Origin of the sequence: Variovorax sp. J2P1-31 (genome assembly GCF_030317215.1) — a bacterium.
Lineage (GTDB): Bacteria > Pseudomonadota > Gammaproteobacteria > Burkholderiales > Burkholderiaceae_C > Variovorax.
The window spans coordinates 109,635-130,821 of record NZ_JASZYA010000006.1; the positions used below are offsets into that span (position 1 = coordinate 109,635).

The 21,187-nt window shown below is 70.1% G+C and carries 21 protein-coding genes and 1 riboswitch; of the genes, 9 read left to right on the plus strand and 12 right to left on the minus strand.

Going from position 1 to position 21,187, the window contains the following annotated elements:
- Positions 1 to 105 precede the first annotated feature (105 nt).
- A complete protein-coding gene (locus QTI20_RS30045; protein ID WP_286556083.1) occupies positions 106 to 1,455 on the plus strand; it encodes a M23 family metallopeptidase in 1,350 nt (449 codons plus the stop codon).
- A 24-nt stretch (positions 1,456 to 1,479) separates the two neighbouring features.
- Positions 1,480 to 2,598, plus strand: a complete 1,119-nt coding sequence (locus QTI20_RS30050) for an anhydro-N-acetylmuramic acid kinase (RefSeq protein ID WP_286556084.1) — start codon at positions 1,480 to 1,482, stop codon at positions 2,596 to 2,598.
- Between the two features lie 4 nt (positions 2,599 to 2,602).
- Here the strand turns inward: QTI20_RS30050 and mdtD are convergent, their stop codons facing one another.
- From mdtD to rplM, 4 genes are all read right to left on the minus strand, one after another.
- Positions 2,603 to 4,021 (minus strand): multidrug transporter subunit MdtD, encoded by a 1,419-nt coding sequence (mdtD, locus tag QTI20_RS30055; protein WP_286556085.1) that lies wholly within the window; start codon positions 4,019 to 4,021, stop codon positions 2,603 to 2,605.
- A gap of 107 nt (positions 4,022 to 4,128) precedes the next feature.
- Positions 4,129 to 4,500, minus strand: coding sequence for an iron-sulfur cluster insertion protein ErpA (erpA, locus tag QTI20_RS30060; protein ID WP_183027375.1), 372 nt, complete (start codon positions 4,498 to 4,500; stop codon positions 4,129 to 4,131).
- Between the two features lie 212 nt (positions 4,501 to 4,712).
- Positions 4,713 to 5,105, minus strand: coding sequence for a 30S ribosomal protein S9 (rpsI, locus tag QTI20_RS30065; protein ID WP_183027376.1), 393 nt, complete (start codon positions 5,103 to 5,105; stop codon positions 4,713 to 4,715).
- A 12-nt stretch (positions 5,106 to 5,117) separates the two neighbouring features.
- Positions 5,118 to 5,549: a 50S ribosomal protein L13 gene (rplM, locus tag QTI20_RS30070; protein ID WP_062479213.1), complete on the minus strand. Its 432-nt coding sequence runs from the start codon at positions 5,547 to 5,549 to the stop codon at positions 5,118 to 5,120.
- A 212-nt stretch (positions 5,550 to 5,761) separates the two neighbouring features.
- Between rplM and QTI20_RS30075 the strand changes: the two genes are divergently transcribed.
- A complete protein-coding gene (locus QTI20_RS30075; protein WP_286556087.1) occupies positions 5,762 to 6,691 on the plus strand; it encodes a 23S rRNA (adenine(2030)-N(6))-methyltransferase RlmJ in 930 nt (309 codons plus the stop codon).
- Positions 6,692 to 6,697: 6 nt separating this feature from the next.
- Here QTI20_RS30075 and QTI20_RS30080 read toward each other — a convergent pair whose 3' ends face one another.
- From QTI20_RS30080 to ahcY, 4 genes are read right to left on the minus strand one after another with little or no spacing between them, the layout of a single operon-like run.
- Positions 6,698 to 7,405, minus strand: coding sequence for a septal ring lytic transglycosylase RlpA family protein (locus QTI20_RS30080; RefSeq protein ID WP_286556088.1), 708 nt, complete (start codon positions 7,403 to 7,405; stop codon positions 6,698 to 6,700).
- Positions 7,402 to 8,235 (minus strand): methylenetetrahydrofolate reductase [NAD(P)H], encoded by an 834-nt coding sequence (metF, locus tag QTI20_RS30085; protein ID WP_286556090.1) that lies wholly within the window; start codon positions 8,233 to 8,235, stop codon positions 7,402 to 7,404. Before metF ends, QTI20_RS30080 begins: the two co-directional genes overlap by 4 nt.
- Entirely contained in the window at positions 8,213 to 9,016 is an 804-nt protein-coding gene (locus QTI20_RS30090; protein ID WP_286556093.1) for a TlyA family RNA methyltransferase, read from the minus strand. Before QTI20_RS30090 ends, metF begins: the two co-directional genes overlap by 23 nt.
- Positions 9,017 to 9,031: 15 nt before the next feature.
- Entirely contained in the window at positions 9,032 to 10,471 is a 1,440-nt protein-coding gene (ahcY, locus tag QTI20_RS30095) for an adenosylhomocysteinase (RefSeq protein ID WP_286556095.1), read from the minus strand.
- Between the two features lie 65 nt (positions 10,472 to 10,536).
- Positions 10,537 to 10,604: riboswitch (S-adenosyl-L-homocysteine riboswitch) on the minus strand.
- 141 nt (positions 10,605 to 10,745) lie between these two features.
- Between ahcY and QTI20_RS30100 the strand changes: the two genes are divergently transcribed.
- The 5 genes from QTI20_RS30100 to QTI20_RS30120 all read left to right on the plus strand — a co-directional run bounded on the left by QTI20_RS30100 (position 10,746) and on the right by QTI20_RS30120 (position 16,314).
- Positions 10,746 to 11,411, plus strand: a complete 666-nt coding sequence (locus QTI20_RS30100; protein WP_286556097.1) for a hypothetical protein — start codon at positions 10,746 to 10,748, stop codon at positions 11,409 to 11,411.
- A 115-nt stretch (positions 11,412 to 11,526) separates the two neighbouring features.
- Positions 11,527 to 13,155 carry a peptide chain release factor 3 gene (locus tag QTI20_RS30105; RefSeq protein WP_286556099.1) on the plus strand — a complete coding sequence of 543 codons (1,629 nt, stop codon included), beginning with the start codon at positions 11,527 to 11,529 and terminating at the stop codon, positions 13,153 to 13,155.
- A 12-nt stretch (positions 13,156 to 13,167) separates the two neighbouring features.
- Positions 13,168 to 14,925, plus strand: a complete 1,758-nt coding sequence (locus tag QTI20_RS30110) for an ArnT family glycosyltransferase (RefSeq protein ID WP_286556101.1) — start codon at positions 13,168 to 13,170, stop codon at positions 14,923 to 14,925.
- Positions 14,922 to 15,908, plus strand: coding sequence for a glycosyltransferase family 2 protein (locus tag QTI20_RS30115; RefSeq protein ID WP_286556103.1), 987 nt, complete (start codon positions 14,922 to 14,924; stop codon positions 15,906 to 15,908). The genes QTI20_RS30110 and QTI20_RS30115 overlap by 4 nt, the downstream gene beginning before the upstream one ends.
- Entirely contained in the window at positions 15,886 to 16,314 is a 429-nt protein-coding gene (locus QTI20_RS30120) for a GtrA family protein (protein WP_286556105.1), read from the plus strand. The genes QTI20_RS30115 and QTI20_RS30120 overlap by 23 nt, the downstream gene beginning before the upstream one ends.
- A 5-nt stretch (positions 16,315 to 16,319) precedes the next feature.
- On the opposite strand, the gene QTI20_RS30125 is transcribed toward QTI20_RS30120, so the two are convergent.
- Genes QTI20_RS30125 through QTI20_RS30135 form a run of 3 tightly spaced genes read right to left on the minus strand, consistent with a single transcriptional unit; the run spans position 16,320 to position 18,965 of the window.
- Positions 16,320 to 17,123 carry an ABC transporter permease gene (locus tag QTI20_RS30125; protein ID WP_286556107.1) on the minus strand — a complete coding sequence of 268 codons (804 nt, stop codon included), beginning with the start codon at positions 17,121 to 17,123 and terminating at the stop codon, positions 16,320 to 16,322.
- A gap of 1 nt (position 17,124) precedes the next feature.
- Positions 17,125 to 17,973 carry an ABC transporter permease gene (locus QTI20_RS30130; RefSeq protein ID WP_286556108.1) on the minus strand — a complete coding sequence of 283 codons (849 nt, stop codon included), beginning with the start codon at positions 17,971 to 17,973 and terminating at the stop codon, positions 17,125 to 17,127.
- Positions 17,970 to 18,965 (minus strand): ABC transporter ATP-binding protein, encoded by a 996-nt coding sequence (locus QTI20_RS30135; RefSeq protein ID WP_286556109.1) that lies wholly within the window; start codon positions 18,963 to 18,965, stop codon positions 17,970 to 17,972. The genes QTI20_RS30130 and QTI20_RS30135 overlap by 4 nt, the downstream gene beginning before the upstream one ends.
- Before the next feature lie 103 nt (positions 18,966 to 19,068).
- Here QTI20_RS30135 and QTI20_RS30140 point away from each other — a divergent pair, with 103 nt between their 5' ends.
- Positions 19,069 to 19,896 (plus strand): HAD-IIB family hydrolase, encoded by an 828-nt coding sequence (locus tag QTI20_RS30140; RefSeq protein WP_286556111.1) that lies wholly within the window; start codon positions 19,069 to 19,071, stop codon positions 19,894 to 19,896.
- Between the two features lie 10 nt (positions 19,897 to 19,906).
- Here QTI20_RS30140 and QTI20_RS30145 read toward each other — a convergent pair whose 3' ends face one another.
- A complete protein-coding gene (locus QTI20_RS30145; protein ID WP_286556112.1) occupies positions 19,907 to 21,151 on the minus strand; it encodes an MFS transporter in 1,245 nt (414 codons plus the stop codon).
- Positions 21,152 to 21,187 lie beyond the last annotated feature (36 nt).

Below are 21,187 nucleotides of genomic sequence, written 5' to 3' on the forward strand. Positions count from 1 at the left end.
CACAAGCGTCGGATTCTAAGCGGCGCTTTCTTCAGCACCGTCCTACAGACGTGCACTGCAAGCGGTGCACCGAGGACCCGCTGAACCGACACAGGGCCCTAGACGTTGATCCACGCCATTCTCGCCGCCGAGGAGTTGCTCGCTTCCCGCGTGGCCCACACGTTCCGCACCTACCCGAAGCACATCGCCAGCGCCATCGGCGCGCTGCTGCTGTGCGCGGGCGGCGGTGCCTTCGCCGTCGCTTCGCTCGGCCCCGACGTGGCCGATCTGCCGGTCCAGCAGGTGCTGGAAGCCGTCAAGCCGCTGGCCGCCGACGACCAGGTCGAAGCGCTCGACAACCACGACTTCACCCTCTTCCGCACCGAGCTCACGCGCTCGAGCGACACCATCGAGGCGCTGCTCAAGCGCCTGGGCATCGCCGACCCGGCGGCCGCGGCCTTCGTGCGCGGCAATGCCGAGGCGCGCGCCGCGCTGCTCAACCGCACCGGCCGCACCGTCACCGCCGAAGCCGCCCGTGACAACACGCTGCAGCGCCTGAGCGCCCGCTGGATCCCCGACGGCGACGGCGCCTTCAAGCGCCTGGTGGTGGTGCGCGGTGCCAAGGGCTTCAGCGTGCGCACCGAGGTCGACCAGCTGACGGCCGCGAGCCGCCTGGCCAGCGGCGTGGTGCGCAGCTCGCTGTTCGCCGCCACCGACGAGGCCCGCATCCCCGACGCCGTCGCCAGCCAGCTGGCCGACATCTTCTCGAACGACGTCGACTTCCGCTCGCTGCGCAAGGGCGACCGTTTCGCCGTGGTGTACGAGACCTTCGAGGCCGACGGCCAGTCGCTGCGCAGCGGCCGCGTGCTGTCGGCGGAATTCGAGAGCAACGGCAAGACCCATCAGGCGCTCTGGTTCCAGGAGCCCGGCAAGAAGGGCGGCTACTACCGCCCGAACGGCGACAGCCTGGTGCGCGCCTTCCTGGCCTCGCCGGTCGAGTTCTCGCGCATCTCCAGCGGCTTCGCGATGCGCATGCACCCGATCATGAACAGCTGGCGCCAGCACAACGGCATCGACTTCGCGGCGCCCACGGGCACCGCGGTGCGCGCGGTCGGCGACGGCACGGTGGAGTTCGCCGGCCGCCAGAACGGCTACGGCAACATCATCATCCTCAAGCACCGGAACAACCAGCAGACGGTCTACGCCCACCTGAGCCGCATCGACGTCAAGGTCGGCCAGAGCGTGAACCAGAGCCAGTTCATCGGCGCGGTCGGCTCGACCGGCTGGGCCACCGGCCCGCACCTGCACTTCGAATTCCGCGTCAACGGCCAGCACACCAACCCGGCCAACATCGCGCAGCAGGACGGCGGCACGCCGATCACCGCCGCGGCCCGCCCGGCCTTCAACCGCCTGGCGCTCGCCACGCGCATGGAACTGTCGGCCGCCTTCTCGGTCGTGCAGGCCAGCGCCGAATAAGGCCCGCCGCCCTCGGCATCGCGCATGGCTGAGCGCTTCATCGGCCTGATGTCGGGCACCTCGCTCGACGGGGTCGACGGCGTGCTGGCCGCGTTCTCCGACGCCGGCCAGATCACGGTCGTCGGCCACGCCACGGCCGACTTCCCCCCCGCGCTGCGCGCGGAGCTGCTGGCCCTCAACACCGCCGGCGACAACGAACTCCATCGCGCCGCGCTGGCGGCCAACGGCCTGGTCGGCGTCTATGCCGGCGTGGTCGGGCAGCTGCTGGCCGACGCCGGCCTCGTCGCCGCGGACATCACCGCCATCGGCGCCCACGGCCAGACCGTGCGCCACCGGCCGGGCGCGTTCGATGGCATCGGCTACACGCTGCAGCTCGACAACCCCGCGCTGCTGGCCGAACTCGCCGGCATCGACGTGGTGGCCGATTTCCGGCGCCGCGACGTCGCGGCCGGCGGCCAGGGCGCGCCGCTGGTGCCGGCCTTCCACCGCGCGGTGTTCGGCCGTGCCGACCGCACCGTCGGCGTGCTCAACCTCGGCGGCATCGCCAACCTCAGCGTGCTGCCCGCTTCGGATGCGCAGCGCCCGGTGCTGGGCTTCGATTGCGGGCCCGCCAACGCGCTCATGGACCACTGGTGCCAGGCCCACACCGGCCAGCCCTTCGACGCGGGCGGCCGCTGGGCCGAGAGCGGCCAGGTGCGGCCCGCGCTGCTGGCCCGGCTGCGCGCCGACCCCTTCTTCGCCAAGGCCCCGCCCAAGAGCACCGGCCGCGACCTGTTCCACCCGGCCTGGCTGGCGGCGCGGCTGGGCGACGACGCCAGCGCGCCGGCCGACGTGCAGGCCACGCTGTGCGAGCTCACGGCCGGTGCCTGTGCCGACGACCTGCGGCGCTACGGCGCCGAGGCAGCCGAACTGGTGGTCTGTGGCGGTGGCGCGCTCAACACGCACTTGATGACGCGGCTGGCGGCCCTGCTGCCGGGCGTGCAGGTCGTGTCCTCGGCAGAACGCGGCCTGCCGCCCCAGCAGGTCGAGGCCGCGGCCTTCGCCTGGCTGGCGCGCGCCACGGTGCGCCGCGAGCCCGGCAACCTGGCCAGCGCGACCGGCGCCCGGGGCGAACGCGTGCTGGGCGCGCTCTACCCCGCCTGAGCGATCAGCCCTGGCCCGAGACCTCGGGCTGCGCCGGCTGCACCGCGCGCGCCTGCGGCGGCAGATGCCAGAAGATCATGGCCGAAGCCAGCGTGATCAGCCCCATGGTCGCGAAGGTGGCCTGGAAGGCATGCAGCGTGTCCACCGAGGCCTGGGTGCCGAACATGCCGGTGTAGCCGCCCAGCACCGAGCTCGCGGCCGCCACGCCCAGGCTCATCGCCAGCATCTGCACCATCGACAGCAGGCTGTTGCCGCTGCTGGCCATGCTGCCGTCGAGGTCGCGCAGCGTCACGGTGTTCATCGCGGTGAACTGCAGCGAATTGACCGCGCCGAAGAACAGCAGCTGCAGCAGGTGCACCACCAGCGGCTGCCCCGGCGCGGCGAAGGCGAAGGTGGCCATCGCGACGCCGACCAGGGCGGTGTTCACCACCAGCACGCGGCGATAGCCGAAGTTCGTGATCAGCGGCGTGGTGAAGCGCTTCATCGCCATGCCCGCCAGCGCGATGGGCAGCATCATCAGCCCCGCCTGCACCGGGGAATAGCCCATCGACACCTGCAGCAGCAGGGGCACCAGGAAGGGCATGCAGCTGCTGCCCAGGCGCGAGAACAGGTTGCCCAGCAACCCGATGCTCAGCGTGGGCACCTTGAACAGCAGGGGCGAGAACAGCGGCGCCGGCTCGCGCGCGGCGCGCAGCCAGTAGGCCGTGAGGCTGGCGAAGCCGAACACCAGCAGCACGAAGACGCTGACCTGGCGCAGGCCGAGCTCGGCCACGCCGTCGAGGGCCAGCGAGATCGTCACCATGCCCAGGGCCAGCATCGCGTAGCCGGCGGCATCGAAGCGCTGCCGCACCGCGCCGCGCAGGTCGGGCATGAAGCGCAGCGTGGCGATGCAGCCCAACAGCCCCACCGGCACGTTGATCAGGAAGATCCAGTGCCAGGACGCGTACTGCACCAGCCAGCCGCCCAGCGTCGGCCCCAGCAGCGGCCCGATCAGGCCCGGGATGGCGACGAAGCTCATGGCCTGCAGGAACTCGCTGCGCGGCACGGTGCGCAGCAGCGACAGCCGCCCCACGGGCAGCAGCAGCGCGCCGCCCAGCCCCTGCACCACGCGCGACGCGACCAGCTGCCCCAGGCTCTGCGACAACGCGCAGGCCACCGAGCCCAGCACGAAGAGCACGATGGCCGAGAAGAAGATCCGGCGCGTGCCGAAGCGGTCGGCGATCCAGCCCGAGGCCGGGATCAGCATCGCCATCGTCAGCGAGTAAGCCACCACCACCGACTGCATGCGCAGCGGGCTCTCGCCCAGGCTCGCGGCCATGGCCGGCAGCGCGGTGTTGATGATGGTCGCGTCCAGCGTCTGCATGAAGAAGCCGACCGCGACCAGCCACAGGAGGCTCTTGCGAGCCGAGATCTCAGAAGCCATGGGAAAGAAGAAAGCGACAGCGACAGGCAACAAAAAACCGCCCTGGGGCGGTTTATCGGGAGATCGGGGAAGTCAGACGCAAGGCCGGCTCCCTCGTGATCGGTGGTTCAGGCCGAGAAGCTCGAGCCGCAGCCGCAGGTGCTGGTGGCGTTGGGGTTCTTGATCACGAACTGGGCGCCCTGCAGGTCTTCCTTGTAGTCGATCTCGGCGCCGACCAGGTACTGGTAGCTCATGGCGTCGATCAAGAGCGACACGCCGTTCTTGGTCATGGTCGTGTCGTCTTCGTTGGTGATCTCGTCGAAGGTGAAGCCGTACTGGAAGCCGGAGCAGCCGCCGCCCTGCACGAACACCCGCAGCTTGAGCTCGGGATTGCCCTCTTCGGCAATCAGATCGGCCACCTTGGCCGCCGCGCTGTCGGTGAAGACGATCGGCTCGGGCATCTGGGTGGGGGTCTGGATGGTTTCGGCAACAGCGCTCATGTGCGGGACTCCTGTGGGGGGTGGGCCGAACGTGCGGCCAATGAGGGGATGCTACTGCAAGCAGCAAAAAGCCGCCCGGAGGGCGGCTTTCGCAATGTGCCAAGTGCGGATATTCGCGTCGCGAGCCGCTGCAGGGCAAGGCGCAAACCGGAGCCGGACTCGCGTCCGGTGAGGATTTGCAACGCCGCCGTGCAGTGGCGCAGCAGCGAAGATCAGCGCTTGGAGAATTGCTTGCGGCGACGGGCGGAGTGCAGACCGACCTTCTTCCGCTCGACTTCACGCGCATCGCGCGTCACGAAGCCAGCCTGGCTCAGCACCGGCTTCAGCGTCGCGTCGTAGTCGATCAGGGCGCGGGTGATGCCGTGGCGCGCAGCGCCGGCTTGACCCGATTCGCCGCCACCGGCCACGTTGATCATGATGTCGAAGGTTTCGACGTTGTTCGTCAGGAACAGCGGTTGCTTCGCGATCATGATGGAGGTCTCGCGGCCGAAATAGGCCTGGATGTCCTTGCCATTGACCGTGATCTTGCCGGTGCCTTTTTTGATGAACACGCGAGCGACGCTGGATTTGCGACGGCCGGTGCCATTGTTCCATTCACCAATCATTCTCAAGGCTCCTTACAGTTCCAGCACTTTGGGCTGTTGGGCGGTATGCGGGTGCTCAGCGCCACCGTACACCTTGAGTTTCTTGATCATCGCGTAACCGAGCGGGCCCTTGGGCAGCATGCCCTTGACAGCCTTTTCCAGGGCGCGGCCCGGGTGCTTGTTCTGCATGTCGCGGAAGTTCGTCGCCGTGATACCGCCCGGGTAGCCCGAGTGACGGTAGTACACCTTGTCGATCGACTTGGCGCCGGTGACGCGCAGTTGCGCGGCGTTGATGATGACGATGTAGTCACCGGTATCGACGTGAGGCGTGTAAATGGCCTTGTGTTTGCCGCGCAAACGGAGAGCAACTTCGCTGGCTACTCGTCCGAGGACCTTGTCGGTCGCGTCAATCACAAACCACTCGTGCGTCACGTCAGCGGGCTTGGCGCTGAACGTTTTGGTCATGAGTTTTTCTCTTCAAAAGAGGGTTTGGCGGGCCCTTTTCCACGGTCGGCGTTCCTCTGGTGGGAATCTCTTAGGTGGGATCCGCAACACCGCCGAAACGGTCGTTGCGCGCTTCGCCGCGGGGTCACAAAACGCTGCGAAGCCCTCGATTATACGAAGAATCAAGGACTTGGAGCAACCTGACCCGCCCGGTGCGGGTACGATCGACCCCTATGTTCAGTTACCGCCACGCCTTCCACGCCGGCAACCACGCCGACGTGCTCAAGCACACGGTGCTGATTGCCACGCTCGACCACATGCTGGAAAAAGACGCGGCGCTCACCGTTGTCGACACCCACGCCGGCGCCGGCCTGTACCGGCTGGACGGCGACTACGCCGACACCAGCGGCGAAGCCAGCCAGGGCGTGCTGCGCCTGCTGGCGCCGCCGCCGCCCGCGGCCCCGCCCAAGAAGGGCGCCCCGCCCAAGGCCGAAGTGCCCCAGGCCGACGCGATCACGCGCTACCTCGAGGTGATCGGCGACTTCAACCCCAAGGGCGGCGCCCGGATCTACCCGGGTTCGCCCTTCATCACGCAGCACCTGCTGCGCGACCACGACCGGCTCAAGCTGTTCGAGCTGCACCCGACCGACGGCCGCACACTCACGGCCAACATCGCGCAGCTCGATGCCGGGCGCCAGATCTCGGTGCTCACCGAGGACGGCTTCGGCAGCGCCACCAAGTTCCTGCCGCCGCCCTCGCGCCGCGCGCTGGTGCTGTGCGACCCGAGCTACGAGATCAAGAGCGACTACGCGCGGGTGCTCGATTTCGTCGAAGGCGCGCTCAAGCGCTTCGCCACCGGCACCTACGCGGTCTGGTACCCGATCATCCCGCGGCCCGAGGCACACGACCTGCCGCGCCGGCTCAAGACCATGGCGACCAAGGCCGGCAAATCCTGGCTGCACGCCACGCTGACGGTCAAGTCGAGCAAGATCACGACCACGCCCGCGGGCGAGACGCGCCGCCCCGGCCTGCCGGCCAGCGGCATGTTCCTGATCAACCCGCCCTACACGCTCAAGGCGCAGATGGCGGCCGCGCTGCCGCAGCTGGTCGAGCGCCTGGGCCAGGACCGCAACGCGACCTTCTCGCTCGACGCGGGCGGCTGAACCGGCCTAACGCCGACGCCGCACCGGCGCCTTGCGCACCGCGCGGGCCACGGGCGCGGCGACCGGCTCCTCGGGCGCCGACTGCTGCAGCGCCGTCACATCGGCCACCTCGCCGTTGCAGCGCATGCCCGGCTGGTCGACCACATGCAGCGCGACCTGCTTGATGCCCATGCTCAGCATGTCCAGCGCCTCGGCCGCGGCACGGCTCAGGTCGATGATGCGACCCGGCCCGAAGGGCCCACGGTCGTTGATGCGCACCAGCACCTCGCGGCCGTTGACCAGGCTGCGCACGCAGACCACGGTGCCGAAGGGCAGCGTGCGGTGCGCGGCGGTCATCGCGCCCATGTCGAAGCGTTCGCCGTTGGCGGTCCTGCGCATGTGGAAGCCGATGCCGTACCAGGAGGCGCCGCCGCGCTGGAAGATCGTGCGCGGGCCGTCGTCGCCCGGCACGCCGTCGTCGGGCGTGAGTTCGTCCGGGCCCGAGACCGCCAGGTCGTAGCGCACCGAGGGCACGTCGGAACGCGGGGCCACGCCGGGTGGCACGGCCAGGCCGGTGGGAAGGGGCTGCAGGGCGAGGTCGGGCGAGATGGCGCCGGCCACGGGCTCGGTGGGCGCATCGGGGGCCGGCGGCAACGCGCAGGCCGTCATCAGGAAGCCCGCTGCCAGGCTCAGCAGCGCCGCGCGCCAGGGTCCATGGCGCGCGCCGCGACTCATGCGTCCAGCCCGAGTCGCTCCAGCAGCGCGAGCGTGGCCGTGGCCTGGTTCATGGTGTAGAAGTGCAGCGCCGGCGCACCGCCCGCGCACAGGCGTTCGCACAGCTGGGCCACCGCATCGAGGCCGAAGGCCTTGATGGAGGCCGTGTCGTCGCCGTAGCTCTGCAGCCGCAGCCGGATCCAGCGCGGGATCTCGGCGCCGCAGGCGTCCGAGAAGCGCATCAGCTGGGTCGAGCTGGTGATGGGCATCACGCCGGGCACGACCGGGGTGTCGATGCCCAGCCGGCGGGCGTCGTCGACGAAACGGAAATACGCGTCGGCGTTGAAGAAGTACTGCGTGATGGCCGAGTCGGCGCCGGCCTTGGCCTTGGCGGCGAAGGCCTGCAGGTCGGCCTCGGGCGAACGCGCCTGGGGATGCACCTCGGGGTAGCAGGCCACCTCGATGTGGAAATCGCGGCCCGTCTCGGCGCGGATGAAGCCGACCAGGTCGCTCGCGTACTGGAACTCGCCGCCCACGCCGTAGCCGCTGGGCAGGTCGCCGCGCAGCGCCACCAGCCGCTTCACGCCCATGGCCTTGAGCTCGGCCAGCTGCGTGCGCACCGTCGCGCGCGTGGCGCCGATGCAGGAGAAGTGGCTGGCCGCGTCCACGCCCTCGGCCAGGATCTCGCCCACCGCGGCGAAGGTGCCCGCATGGGTCGAGCCGCCCGCGCCATAGGTCACGGAGCAGAACTCGGGCTTCATCTCGTAGAGCTGCTGGCGCACGGCGCGCAGCTTGACCGCGCCCTCGGGCGTCTTGGTCGGGAAGAACTCAAAGCTCAGCGGAAGGCGCACGTGCGGCTCCTGGGTCGCCGTCCGCGTGGATGGCATGGATGAAGAATTCCCGGTTGCCGTCGCCGCCGGCGATCGGGCTGTCGATCCAGCGCAGCACGCGCAGGCCCAGCGCGGCACAGCTCTCGCGCAGACGCTGCTCGACGATCGGGTACATCGCATCGTCGCGCACGATGCCGCCCTTGCCCACCTGGCCCGGCTGCAGCTCGAACTGCGGCTTGACCAGCAGCAGCAACTCGCCCTCGGCCGCCAGGAAGGGCACGACCGCGGGCAGCACCAGCGTGAGCGAAATGAAGGACAGGTCGGCCACGATCAGGTCGAAATCGGTGCGCTCGACCTCTTCGGCCAGGTCGTCGACGACCAGCGCGCGCGCATTGACCTTCTCGATGGCCGTCACGCGCTCGTCCTCGCGGATGCGCGCATGCAGCTGGCCATGGCCGACGTCGATGCCCACCACCTGCGCCGCGCCATGCTGCAGCAGGCAGTCGGTGAAGCCGCCGGTCGACTGGCCCACGTCGAGGCAGTGCTTGCCCGTCGGGTCGACGCCGGTGGCGCGCAAGGCGCCTTCCAGCTTGAGCCCGCCGCGCGAGACATAGCGCGACTCCGCGGCATCGGCGAGCTCGAGCTCGGCCGAGGCCGGGATCTCGTCGCGGTTCTTGCCCACGCTGCGCCATTCGGCGCCGCTGCCGGCATCGCGCCAGCGCAATCCGCCCGCGATCAGGCGGACGGCCTGTGAACGCGAGGCCGCGAGGCCCCGCTCCACCAACAATTGATCAGCGCGCAAAGCTTGGGTGCGCCATCAATAACGGTAGGTGTCCGCCTTGTACGGACCCGCCTTGTCGACGCCGATGTAGGCGGCCTGGGCGTCGGTCAGTTCGGTCAGCATGGCGCCGACCTTCTTCAGGTGCAGGCGCGCGACCTTCTCGTCGAGGTGCTTGGGCAGCACGTAGACCTTGCCGGCCTGGTAGGCGTCGGGCTTGGTGAACAGCTCGATCTGGGCGATGGTCTGGTTCGCGAACGACGAGGACATCACGAAGCTCGGATGGCCCGTGCCGCAGCCCAGGTTCACCAGGCGGCCCTTGGCCAGCAGGATGATCTTCTTGCCGTCGGGGAAGGTGATGTGGTCGACCTGCGGCTTGATCTCTTCCCATTCGTACTTCTCGATCGACGCGACGTCGATCTCGTTGTCGAAGTGGCCGATGTTGCAGACGATGGCCTGGTCCTTCATCTTGGCCATGATGTCGTGCGTGATCACGTCCTTGTTGCCGGTGGTGGTCACGAAGATGTCGGCCTTGTCGGCGGCGTATTCCATGGTCACGACCTTGTAGCCTTCCATCGCGGCCTGCAGCGCGTTGATGGGGTCGATCTCGGTGACCCAGACCTGCGCCGACAGCGCGCGCAGCGCCTGGGCCGAGCCCTTGCCCACGTCGCCGTAGCCGGCCACGCAGGCCACCTTGCCGGCGATCATCACGTCGGTCGCGCGCTTGATGCCGTCGACCAGCGATTCGCGGCAGCCGTAGAGGTTGTCGAACTTGCTCTTGGTGACCGAGTCGTTGACGTTGATCGCGCGGAACAGCAGCGTGCCCTTGGCCGACATCTCGTTGAGGCGGTGCACGCCGGTGGTCGTTTCCTCGGTCACGCCGATGATCTCGGCCGACTTGCGGGTGTACCAGCTGTCGTCCACGGCCAGCTTGGCCTTGATCGCGGCGTAGAGGATGCGCTCTTCTTCGCTGGTGGGGTTGGCGAGCACCGACAGGTCCTTCTCGGCGCGCTGACCCAGGTGCATCAGCAGCGTGGCGTCGCCGCCGTCGTCCAGGATCATGTTCGGGCCTTCGCCCTTCGTGCCCTTGGGGCCGAAGTCGAAGATGGCGTGCGTGTAGTCCCAGTAGTCCTTGAGCGACTCGCCCTTGATGGCGAACACCGGCGTGCCCTTTTCGGCGATGGCGGCGGCGGCGTGGTCCTGCGTGGAGAAGATGTTGCACGAGGCCCAGCGCACTTCGGCGCCGAGCGCCTGCAGCGTCTCGATCAGCACGGCCGTCTGGATGGTCATGTGCAGCGAGCCGGTGATGCGCGCGCCCTTGAGCGCCTGGCCCTTGGCGAACTCTTCACGGATGGCCATCAGGCCGGGCATTTCGGTTTCCGCGATGCGGATTTCCTTGCGGCCCCAGGCGGCGAGGGACAGATCGGCAATCGCCTGGTCGGCGGTCGAGACGGGGGTGGGCTTGAGAACAGCGCTCATGGAAACTCCAAAACTTGTTTGAACGAGGCCACTGTGGTCGACGGGAAAACTCACCGCGCGAGAACAGCGGATGAGCGTCGTTGCGATGGGTCCGAGCCTCACGCCTGGCGGCGCTGCAACGCTCCTCGGAGCGCGGATTTTAGCCCACTGCGCCGTGGGCCGTGCGCCGCGAGTCGGGGCCCCGGCCGACAGATGCGCCCGCCGCCGAAGTCCACCATGTCGCTTCGATCGCGTGACAGCGCCGCTGGCGTCTGGCGTGGTCGCCCGAGGTTCCATGCACTCCCTCTTTGCCAAACTCCCTACGGCCGCCCTGGCCGGCGCCGTGCTCGCGGCCGGTATCGCCCTGCCGCTCGCGGCCTCGGCCCAGAACGCTTCAGCGAGCGCGCCCGCGGCCGCCCCGCTGGTCCGCATCCGCGGCACGGTGGTCTACAACGACACCAAGCAACTGATCGTCAAGGACCGCGGCGGCGAGGTGGTCACGCTCGCGCGCGCGGCCGACCTGCCGGTGTCGGAGGTCTACCGGATCAAGCTGGCCGACATCAAGCAGGGCAGCTTCGTCGGCACGGCCGCGATGCCGCAGCCCGACGGCACCCAGAAGGCGCTCGAGGTGCTGGTCTTCCCCGAGGCCGCGCGCGGCACCGGCGAGGGCCACTTCCCCTGGGACCTGCAGCCGCAGAGCACCATGACCAACGCCACGGTGGCCGACCTGGCGGCCGCGCCCTCGTCCGCGCGCGGCGGCCAGCAGCTCAAGCTCAGCTACAAAGGCGGCGAGAAGACGGTGATCGTGCCGCCGAACGTGCCCGTCGTGACCTTCAGGCCCGGCACCGACGCCCTGCTCACGCCCGGCGCCAAGGTGCTGGTCAACGCGCAGGAACGCAACGGCACGCCGACCGCCATGCGCGTGATCGCGGGGCGCCACGGCTTCACGCCGCCGATGTAACAAGCCCCGGCGCCCCGCAGCCCGGGGGCGGCTCGCTAAAATCGACGGCTTTGCGTAGCCGCCGCGCCGTGAGCGCCTCGCGCTCACCGTCCTTCGCGCGCCCCGCGTTCACGCCATGACCTTCGAATCCGAAACCCGCCGCCGTCGCACCTTCGCGATCATTTCCCACCCCGACGCGGGCAAGACCACGCTGACCGAGAAGCTGCTGCTGTTCTCGGGCGCGATCCAGATCGCCGGCTCGGTCAAGGCGCGCAAGGCCTCGCGCCACGCGACCTCCGACTGGATGGAGATCGAGAAGCAGCGCGGCATCTCGGTGGCCTCCTCGGTCATGCAGATGCTGTACCGCGACCACGTGATCAACCTGCTCGACACGCCCGGCCACAAGGACTTCTCGGAAGACACCTACCGCGTGCTCACCGCCGTCGACTCGGCGCTGATGGTGATCGACGCGGCCAACGGCGTGGAAGCGCAGACGCGCCGGCTGATCGAGGTCTGCCGCCAGCGCGACACGCCCATCATCACCTTCGTCAACAAGATGGACCGCGAAGTGCGCGAGCCGCTGGACATCCTCGACGAGATCGAGCGCGAGCTGGGCATGCCCTGCGTGCCCATGACCTGGCCCGTGGGCCAGGGCAAGAGCTTCGGCGGCATCATGAACCTGCGCACGCAGACCATGACGGTGTTCGACTCGGGCAAGGAGCGCCTGCCGCAGGACTTCGAGACCATCGCGCTGAACAACCGCGCCGAGCTGATCAAGCGCTTCGGCGCCGAGTTCGAGAACGCCGAGCAGAGCATGGAGCTCGCCGCCGGCGCCTCGCCGGCCTGGGACCGCGAGGCCTTCCTGGCCGGCAAGCAGACGCCGGTGTTCTTCGGCTCGGGCGTGAACAACTTCGGCGTGATGGAAGTGCTCGACGCGCTGGTCGACCTGGCGCCGGCGCCGCAGTCGCGCACCAGCACCACCATCGTCAACCGCCAGCCGGTGGTCAAGGAGATCCAGCCCGCCGACAAGGACTTCGCCGGCGTGGTGTTCAAGGTGCAGGCCAACATGGACCCCTCGCACCGCGACCGCATCGCCTTCGTGCGCATGGCCTCGGGCAAGTACACGCCGGGCATGAAGCTCAAGGTGCAGCGCACCTCGAAAGAACTGCGCCCCACCAGCGTCGTGACCTTCATGAGCCAGCGCCGCGAGGCCGTGGAAGAGGCCTACGCGGGCGACATCGTGGGCTTCACCACCCACGGCGGCGTGCAGCTGGGCGACACCATCACCGACGGCGCGAGCCTGATGTTCACCGGCCTGCCCTTCTTCGCGCCCGAGCTCTTCATGACCGTGATCCTGAAGAACCCGCTGCGCACCAAGCAACTGCAGCAGGGCCTGGCCCAGCTGGGTGAAGAGGGCGCGATCCAGGTCTTCCGGCCCGAGGTCGGCGGCCCGATGCTGCTGGGCGCCGTCGGTCAGCTGCAGTTCGAAGTGGTGCAGCACCGCCTGAAGGCCGAGTACGACGCCGACGTGCGGCTCGAGGGCTGCCAGTACACCGGCGCGCGCTGGATCACGGCCGACACCCCGGCCGAGCTGCGCGAGTTCGTCCACGCCTACCCGGTGCGCATGGCCAAGGACGCGGCCGACACCCTGGCCTTCCTCTGCACCTCGCCCTACGACGTGCGGCTGGCGCAGGAACGTTTTCCGAGGATCCACTTCCATCCGCTGCGCGAGCACGCGGGGCTGGCACTGCAGAGCGCCGGCTAGACGCCGGGCGACATGGACAAGCTCGGCCATGTACTGGCGCAGTACGGTGCCCTGACGCTGGTCGTCCTCGCCTGCTGGGGCATGGGCGACGCGCTGCTGCGAATGCTGAAGATCGACCGCGATCCGCGTACGCGGCTCGGTGCCCCGCTGGCCATCGCGCTTGGACTGGGGATCGGCATCTGCGCGCTGCAGTGGCTGGCGATCGCCGGACACCTGACGTCGCGCGTCGTCCTGGCCCTGATCGCGGCAGGCCTGCTGCTGGGGATCCGGCCAGCCATCGCGCAAGGCGCGGCCCTGCACCAGTGGTGGATTCGAGCCCGGTCGCAAACGACGCCGGTGTCCGAACGCTGGGCCCTCGCGGTGCTGGCCCTGGCCCTGCTCTGCACCTTCATGGCCCCGTTGCCGCCGCCCATGGCCTGGGACGAGTTGCTCTACCACCTGCCGCATGCGCAACAGTGGGCCGCGAGCGGCCACCTGACGGTCAACGCATGGCTGCGCTACCCCTGGTTCCCCTACAACTTCGACCTGCTCTACGCCGCGGCGCTGCTGTTCGGCAACGACGTGCTGCCGCACCTGCTGCATGCGCTCGCGGGCTGGCTCACGGCCGGGCTCGTGTACCGCCTGGGCCGGCAGCATCTGGACCGGCTCACGGCCTGTCTTGCCGCCGCGCTGTGGGTGCTGCTGACCCTGAGCGAATTCACCCGCGCCTATGTCGAACTGGGCGTGGCGTTGTTCGTGCTCGTCGCGGCCGCCGCCTACCAGCAATGGCGGCTCAGCGAAGACCGCCGATGGCTGCTGCCATGCGCCTTCGCCATCGGGCTGGCGATCGGTTCGAAGTACCAGCTGCTCACGCTGCTGCCCCTGTTCGCGCTCGGCCTGGCGCGGCACGACCGCCGGCCGAGCACATGGCTGCTGGTGCTGGGCGGGCTGCTGGCGCCCTGCATCTACTGGTATGCGCGCAACGCGCTGCTGACCGGTGATCCCTTCAATCCCGTCGGCGGACGACTGTTCGGATTCACCGACTGGAACGCCCTCGACTACCGGGGCCAGTTCGAGGACCTGCGGCGCAACCACGGCCTGCCCGCCTGGCCCCTGTGGCCGGCCATCGCGGTGCCCTTCATTCCCGCATTGAGACGCAGCGCGGCGGTGCGCCGGGCGCTGATCCTGTCCGCCTACATGGTGCTCGTCTGGGTCGCCAGTGCGCCCTATCCACGCTACCTGACGCCCGCCTATCCGTTGCTCGCGCTGCTGTCCGCCGCGGCCTGCGTGCATCTCGTGCGAAGTGTGGCGGCCCTGTGGCCGGCGCTGCACCAGCGGCACCTGGTGCGCGCGACGGCCGGCCTGGCGCTCGCCTGCCTGGCCGTGCTCGCGGCGGCGGACGGCGTGCGGTACTGGAAACGGATCGCCCCGACGCCCGCGGCGCGCGAGACCCTGCTCACGGAGCGCGTGACGGGCTATGCCCTGTGGTCGCAACTGCGCGCCCATCCGGTCGGGCGCATCTACCAGATCGGCGTCGAGGACTCGCTCTACTACGCGCCGCAGCCCGTGTGGGGCGATGTGTTCGGCCCCTGGCGCTACAGCGACTACACGGCGCTGGACCCTGCCCAACTGCATCGGAAGCTGGCCGCCGAGCACTTCGATGCGCTGGTGGTCCATACCGGCCGCTTCCCGCAGGTGGCCGCGCAACCCGGCTTCGATCGCTACTTCGACCCTGTGCGGTCCGACGGTCCGGTGAAACTCTACCAACTGAAACCCCGAGGCACGCCATGAGCGCACCCGACTCCGCCGCGCGCCCCGGCCCGCGCATCGCCGTCATCCTTCCCTGCTTCAACGAGGCGGGCGCCATCGCCACCGTGATCGAGGACTGCAGGGCGGCGCTGCCGCAGGCGACCATCCACGTCTTCGACAACCACTCGACCGACGACACCGCAGCCGTCGCCCGCGCCCACGGTGCGCGCGTCACGCAGGTGGCGCTGCGCGGCAAGGGCAACGTGGTGCGCCGGATGTTTGCCGACGTGGAGGCCGATGTCTACGTGATGGTCGACGGCGACGCCACCTACGACGTGTCGAACGCCGCGCAGATGGTCGAGCAGCTGGTTCACGAGAACCTCGACATGGTGGTGGGCGCGCGCTTCGACGACGGGCGCAACCCGCAGACCTACCGCCCCGGCCACCGCCTGGGCAACACGCTGCTGACGGCCACGGTGGGCGCGCTGTTCGGCGGCCACTTCAAGGACATGCTGTCGGGCTACCGCGTGTTCTCGCGCCGCTACGTCAAGTCCTTTCCCGCGGCGGCGCACGGCTTCGAGACCGAGACCGAGCTCACCGTCCACGCGCTCGAACTGCGCATGCCCTACGTCGAGCTGCCGGTGCCCTACCTCGCACGGCCCGAGGGCACGCAGAGCAAGCTGTCGACCTTCCGCGACGGCCGCCGCATCCTGGGCACCATCCTGCGCCTGTTCGTGAGCGAGCGCCCGCTGGCCTTCTTCACCGTGGTGGCGGGCCTGCTCGCGCTGCTCTCGGTGATCCTCGCGGTGCCGCTGATGATCGACTACCTGCACACCGGCCTGGTCCCGCGGCTGCCGACCGCGCTGCTGTCGGTGGGCGTGATGCTGTCGGCGATGCTGGCGCAGGCCAGCGGCGCGATCCTGCACACCGTCACGCTCGGCCGGCAGGAAGCCAAGCGCCTGATCTACCTCTCGATCCCGGCGCCGCTCTTCTGCTCCCCCCATGCTGAAGACGCTGCTCGCTAGTCGCTTCCTGCGCTTCGGCGTGGTGGGCGTGGCCGGCCTGCTGGTCGACCTGGCGGTGCTGCACCTGCTCGCGCCCTGGCTGGGCTGGTATGGGGCGCGCGTCGTTTCCTTCCTCGCCGCGGCCACGAGCACCTGGTGGCTCAACCGCTCCTTCACCTTCCGCAACGGCTCGGCGCCGCGCACCGGCCTCGCCCTCGGCCGCGAGTACCTGGCCTACCTCTCGTCGATGCTGGGTGGCGCCGCGATCAACTACGCGGTCTACGCGCTCACCCTGCACTGGGTGCAGGGCGCCGTCGCGCCCTCGCTGGGCGTGGCCCTGGGCAGTTGCGCGGGACTGGTCGTCAACTTCGCCGCCGCGCGCAAATTCGTGTTCAACGATGCCCCGAAGGGTCCGCGCGAGCCTTGATTCGCTCAACTGCCCGTCGACGCATAGCGCCGCAGGCCCAGCCGCCACGCGCCGAAGGCCGCGGCCAGGAACACGAAGCCCGCGAGCGGCGACACCGCGCCCATCCAGGCCGGGGCGCCCAGCGGATCGGCCTTGCCCAGGATGGCCAGCGCCGGGTAGTAGGCCACGCAGGCCAGCGGCACGACGAAGGTCAGCACGCGGCGAAACCAGTTCGCATAGAGCGCCAGCGGGTACTGCGCCGCCTGCACGCCACCGTAGGTCAGCACGTTGGCGATCTCCAGGCTCTCGACGGTCCAGAAGGCCAGCGTGCCCTGCAGCACCAGGATGCCGAGGAACAGCGCGATGCCGCCGACCAGCGCGAACAGCGCCACGGCCACCGTGGCCGGCGTCCAGGCGATGGGCGCCTGGTGGGTGGCGAACACCAGCACCGCCACGCCCTGCAGCAGCCGGCCCAGGCGGCTGATGCGGAAGTCGTGCCCCATGAGTTGCAGCGCCAGCGGGCGCGGGCGCAGCAGCAGCCGGTCGAAGGCGCCGGTGCGCAGGAATTCGGTGCCGAGCACGTCGAAGCCGCGCCCCAGCGCATCGGCGATCGCGAACATGCAGTTCACCAGGCCATAGAACAGCGCCACCTCGCCGATGTGCCAGCCCTGCACGCTGCCGAAGCGATGGAACAGGGCCCAGACGGCGACCATCTCGATGCCCGTGCCCAGGAACTGGCCCACGGTCAGCAGCAGCGCGGACGCGGGATAGCGTGCCTGGCCGCCCACGGAGGCGCGCACCAGGCGCAGGAAAAGAGGAAACGCGCCCATCTCAGCCGCCCTGCACCTGCAGGTTGCGCATCGTGCGCCCCATCGCGAGCCGGCCCAAGGCCACCAGCACCGCGACCCAGAAGCACTGCAGCCCCAGGCCGCCCGCCGCATGCCAGCCGCTCAGCTGCCCGAAGTAGAGCCGCGCCGGAATGTCCATCAGGCCGGCCAGGGGCTGGACCCGCAGCGCGGTCTGCCAGGCGTCCGGCAGCAGCGCGAGCGGCAGCAGGTTGCCCGAGAGCACGATGACCACCGGCGTCGCCACCGCATTGATGCCGCGCTCGTTGAGCGCCGCCGTGGCCGCCACGTTGAGCAGCATCACCATCGCGGTCGAGAGCAGCAGCGCGAGCCCCGCCGACAGCAGGAAGGCGGCGCCCGCCGCCACGCTCGCCGGCAGCTGCCAGGCCCAGTCGCCCAGGCCCGCCAGCGGCAGCGCGACCGCGGCGAAGGCGGCCATGAGCGCCACGCGCGGCAACAGCCGCGCGGCGATCCAGCCCGCGCTGCGCGCGAACCACAGCGCATAGGCGTCCACCGGGCGCAGCCGGTCGTAGGCGACCGCGCCGGTGCGCACCGCCTGCCCCACCTCCGGATCGCCCATCCAGGGCATCAGCACCAGCAGCCCCTGGGCCAGCCAGGTGTAGGTGATGGCCTGTGCGAGCGACATCGGCGAACTGGCGCCCGCGACGGCCGTGCCGCCGTAGAAGGCGGCGAACACCATCACCTTGATGCCGCCCCACCAGCACTGCGTGGCGAAGCCCGCGAGCGCGGCGGTGCGGTACTGCAGCATCTGCAGGAAGCGCGAGGCGAAGGCGGCGATGTAGGGGCGCGTCGCCGCCCGCAGGCCGCGGCTCATGCTTCGGCCGCGCCATGCAGGGCGTAGAAGCGCGCGATCACGGCCTCGATCGCCAGGCCTTCGAGCCGCAGGTCTTCCACCGGATGCGCGGCCGCGATGCGCGCGATCAGCGCCGGGGCCGTGGTCACGGCGGGATCGAAGTCGAGCACCAGCGTCTGGCCGTCGCGCGCCTGCACGGTGGCGCCCGGCACCTGCGTCGGCAGCGCGGCGCCCTGGGCGAAGTCGACCACCAGCCGGCGCTCGGCCATCACCTGCGCGCGCAGCGCCTCGACCGGGCTGTCGGCCAGCACGCGGCCGTGGCCGATCACGATCACGCGCCGCGCGAGCGCCTCGATGTCGTGCATGTCGTGCGTGGTCAGCAGCACGGTGGTGCCGCGCTCGCGGTTGGCGCGCCGCACGAAGTCGCGCACCGCCAGCTTCGAGGGCGCATCGAGGCCGATGGTCGGCTCGTCGAGGAACAGGATCTCGGGTTCGTGCAGCAACGCCGCCGCGATCTCGGCGCGCATGCGTTGGCCCAGCGAGAGCTGCCGCACGGGTTGGTCGAGCACCCGCTCCAGGTTCAGCAGCGCCACCAGTTCGTCGCGCGTGCGGCGGTAGCGCTGCGGGTCGACGCGGTAGATGTCGCGCAGCAGGTCGAAGCCGTCGCCCACCGGCAGGTCCCACCACAGTTGCGTGCGCTGGCCGAAGACCACGCCGATGCGTGCCACGTGCCGCTCGCGGTCCTGGAACGGGTCGTGGCCGTCGATCTCCACCCGGCCGCCGTCGGGCCGCAGGATGCCCGCGAGGATCTTGATGGTGGTGGACTTGCCCGCGCCGTTGGGCCCGATGAAGCCCAGCAGCTCGCCGCGTTCGAGCGCGAAGGACACGCCCGACAGCGCCTCCACCGTGCGATGGCGGCGGTGCACGAGCCCGCGCAGCGCGCCCATCACGCCGGGGTCGCGCTCGGAGATGCGGTAGGTCTTGAGGAGCTGGTCGACGAGGATGTGGGTCATGAAGCGTGCCGCGCCGGCCCTGGAGGCGCGGCGGGGGCGGGATGCTACACGAAAGCCGAAACGCCACCCGGTACGATCACGGCCCCTTCAGAGATTCCTTTCCATGCCTGTGTCGTCTTCCCTGCCCTCCTCGCCGAACCACCTGCTGCCACTGACACGATGGGGCGCGCAGGCGCGCGGCGCGCTCGTCGGCGTGTTCACCGACATCGACGACACACTCACGACCGACGGCGCCATCACGCCCGATGCACTGGCGGCACTGGCCGCGCTGAAGCACGCGGGCCTTCGGGTCGCGGCCATCACCGGCCGCCCCGTGGGCTGGAGCGTGCCCTTCGTCACGGCCTGGCCGGTCGACGCCATCGTGGCGGAGAACGGCGCGGTGGCGCTGCTGCCATTGGCCGACGGCCGCATCGAGAAGCGCTACCTGCAGGACGCCGCCACACGCGCCGCCAACCTCGAGCGCATGCAGACGGTGCTGCAACGCATCGAGCGCGAGATCCCGGGCGCGGTGCGCGCCACCGACTCGCCGGGCCGCGAGACCGACATCGCGATCGACCACAGCGAGTTCCAGCAGCTGAGCGAAGCGCAGATCGCGGCCGTGGTGGCGCTGATGCAGAGCGAAGGCATGCGCGCGACCGTGAGCAGCATCCACATCAACGGCTGGTACGGCGACCACAACAAGCTGGTGGGCGCGCGCTGGATCGTGCGCGAGCTCTGGGACCGCGACCTCGACCGCGAGATGGACCGCTGGGCCTATGTCGGCGACTCGACCAACGACCAGCTGATGTTCAAGACCTTCGACCACAGCATCGGCGTGGCCAACGTGGCGCGCTTCGTGCCGCAGCTCGCCGACCTGCCGCATTACGTGACGGCGGGCGAGCGCGGCGCGGGCTTCGCCGAGGCCGCGGCCGCGATCCTCGGCGCGCGCTGAGCGCCCGCGCTCAGGCGACGGCCACCGGGCGCGGTGCGCGCCACTGCGTCCAGGCGCCGAGCAGCGCCATCGCGATCAGCACCGCCGCATAGCCCTCCACCGCGGTGCGCAGCCCCAGGGTCGCGATCAGCAGGCCCGCGCCCATCGCCGGCACGCTGAAGGCCAGGTAGCTGACGAAGAAGATGGCCGCGAACAGCTCGGCGCGCTCGTGCGGCTGGGCCAGCGGCGCCAGGGCCTGCACCTGCGACGAGAAGGACGAGCCGAAGCCCAGGCCGGCGACCACCGTGCCGACGAAGAACAGCGCCACCGAAGCGATCGCGAAGGCGCCGATCAGCAGTGCCGCGCCCGCCGCGATGCACAGCATGCCGAGCAGGGACACCCGCGCGCCGAAGCGGCTCATGAGCGTGGGCGAGGCCGCGCCCATGCCGAACAGCACCGCGATGGCCAGCCCGTTGACCACGCCGCTGTCGATGCCGAACACCTGGCGCAGCAGCGAGGGCACGAGCGACAGGAACAGGCCGCCCAGCGCCCAGCTGGTGACCAGCACCGGCAGGCTGCGCACGAAGACCGCGCGCGCCGCCCGCGGCACCGCCATGCGCGGCACCAGCGAGGCCCAGGCGCCGGGCCGCGGCGTCACGCTCTCGGGCAGGAAGAAGGCGGCCACGGCGGCCAGCGCCAGCAGCAGCGCGAGCACGCCGAAGACCAGCGGCACCGGGTCGCGCGTCATCGAGACCGTCAGCCCGGTCAGCAGCGCGCCCACGGCCAGGCCGGCCAGCGGCGAGACGCTGGTGATCAGCATGCCCAGGCGCTTGCGCGCGGAAGGCGCGGCCTCCACCACCGCCGCGCTGAGCGTGCCGCTGGCCACGCCCGTGGCCAGGCCCTGCACGATGCGCGCGGCCACGATGCCGCCGATGCTGCGGGCCATCAGGAACATCACCATGGCCGCGGCCTGCAGCACCAGCGCCACCACGATCACCGGGCGCCGCCCCACATGGTCCGACAGCGAGCCGCCCACCAGCAGCGAGGCCAGCAGCGCCAGCGCATAGACCGCGAACGCGACCGTCAGCAGCGCCGAGGAGAAGCCCCAGCGCTGCTGGAACAGCACGAACAGCGGCGACGGTGCCGCGGCGGCGAGGAAGAATGTGAACAGCACGGCGGCCAGCAGCGCGAAGGCCGCGCCCGCCGGCAGGCGCCAGGGCGTGGCCGCGCCGCTGGCCAGCGGCGCCCTCGAGGCGGGAGAAGAGGAGGAAGGCATGGGATCCTTTAACGCAAATAAATTTGCTTTTGCGTA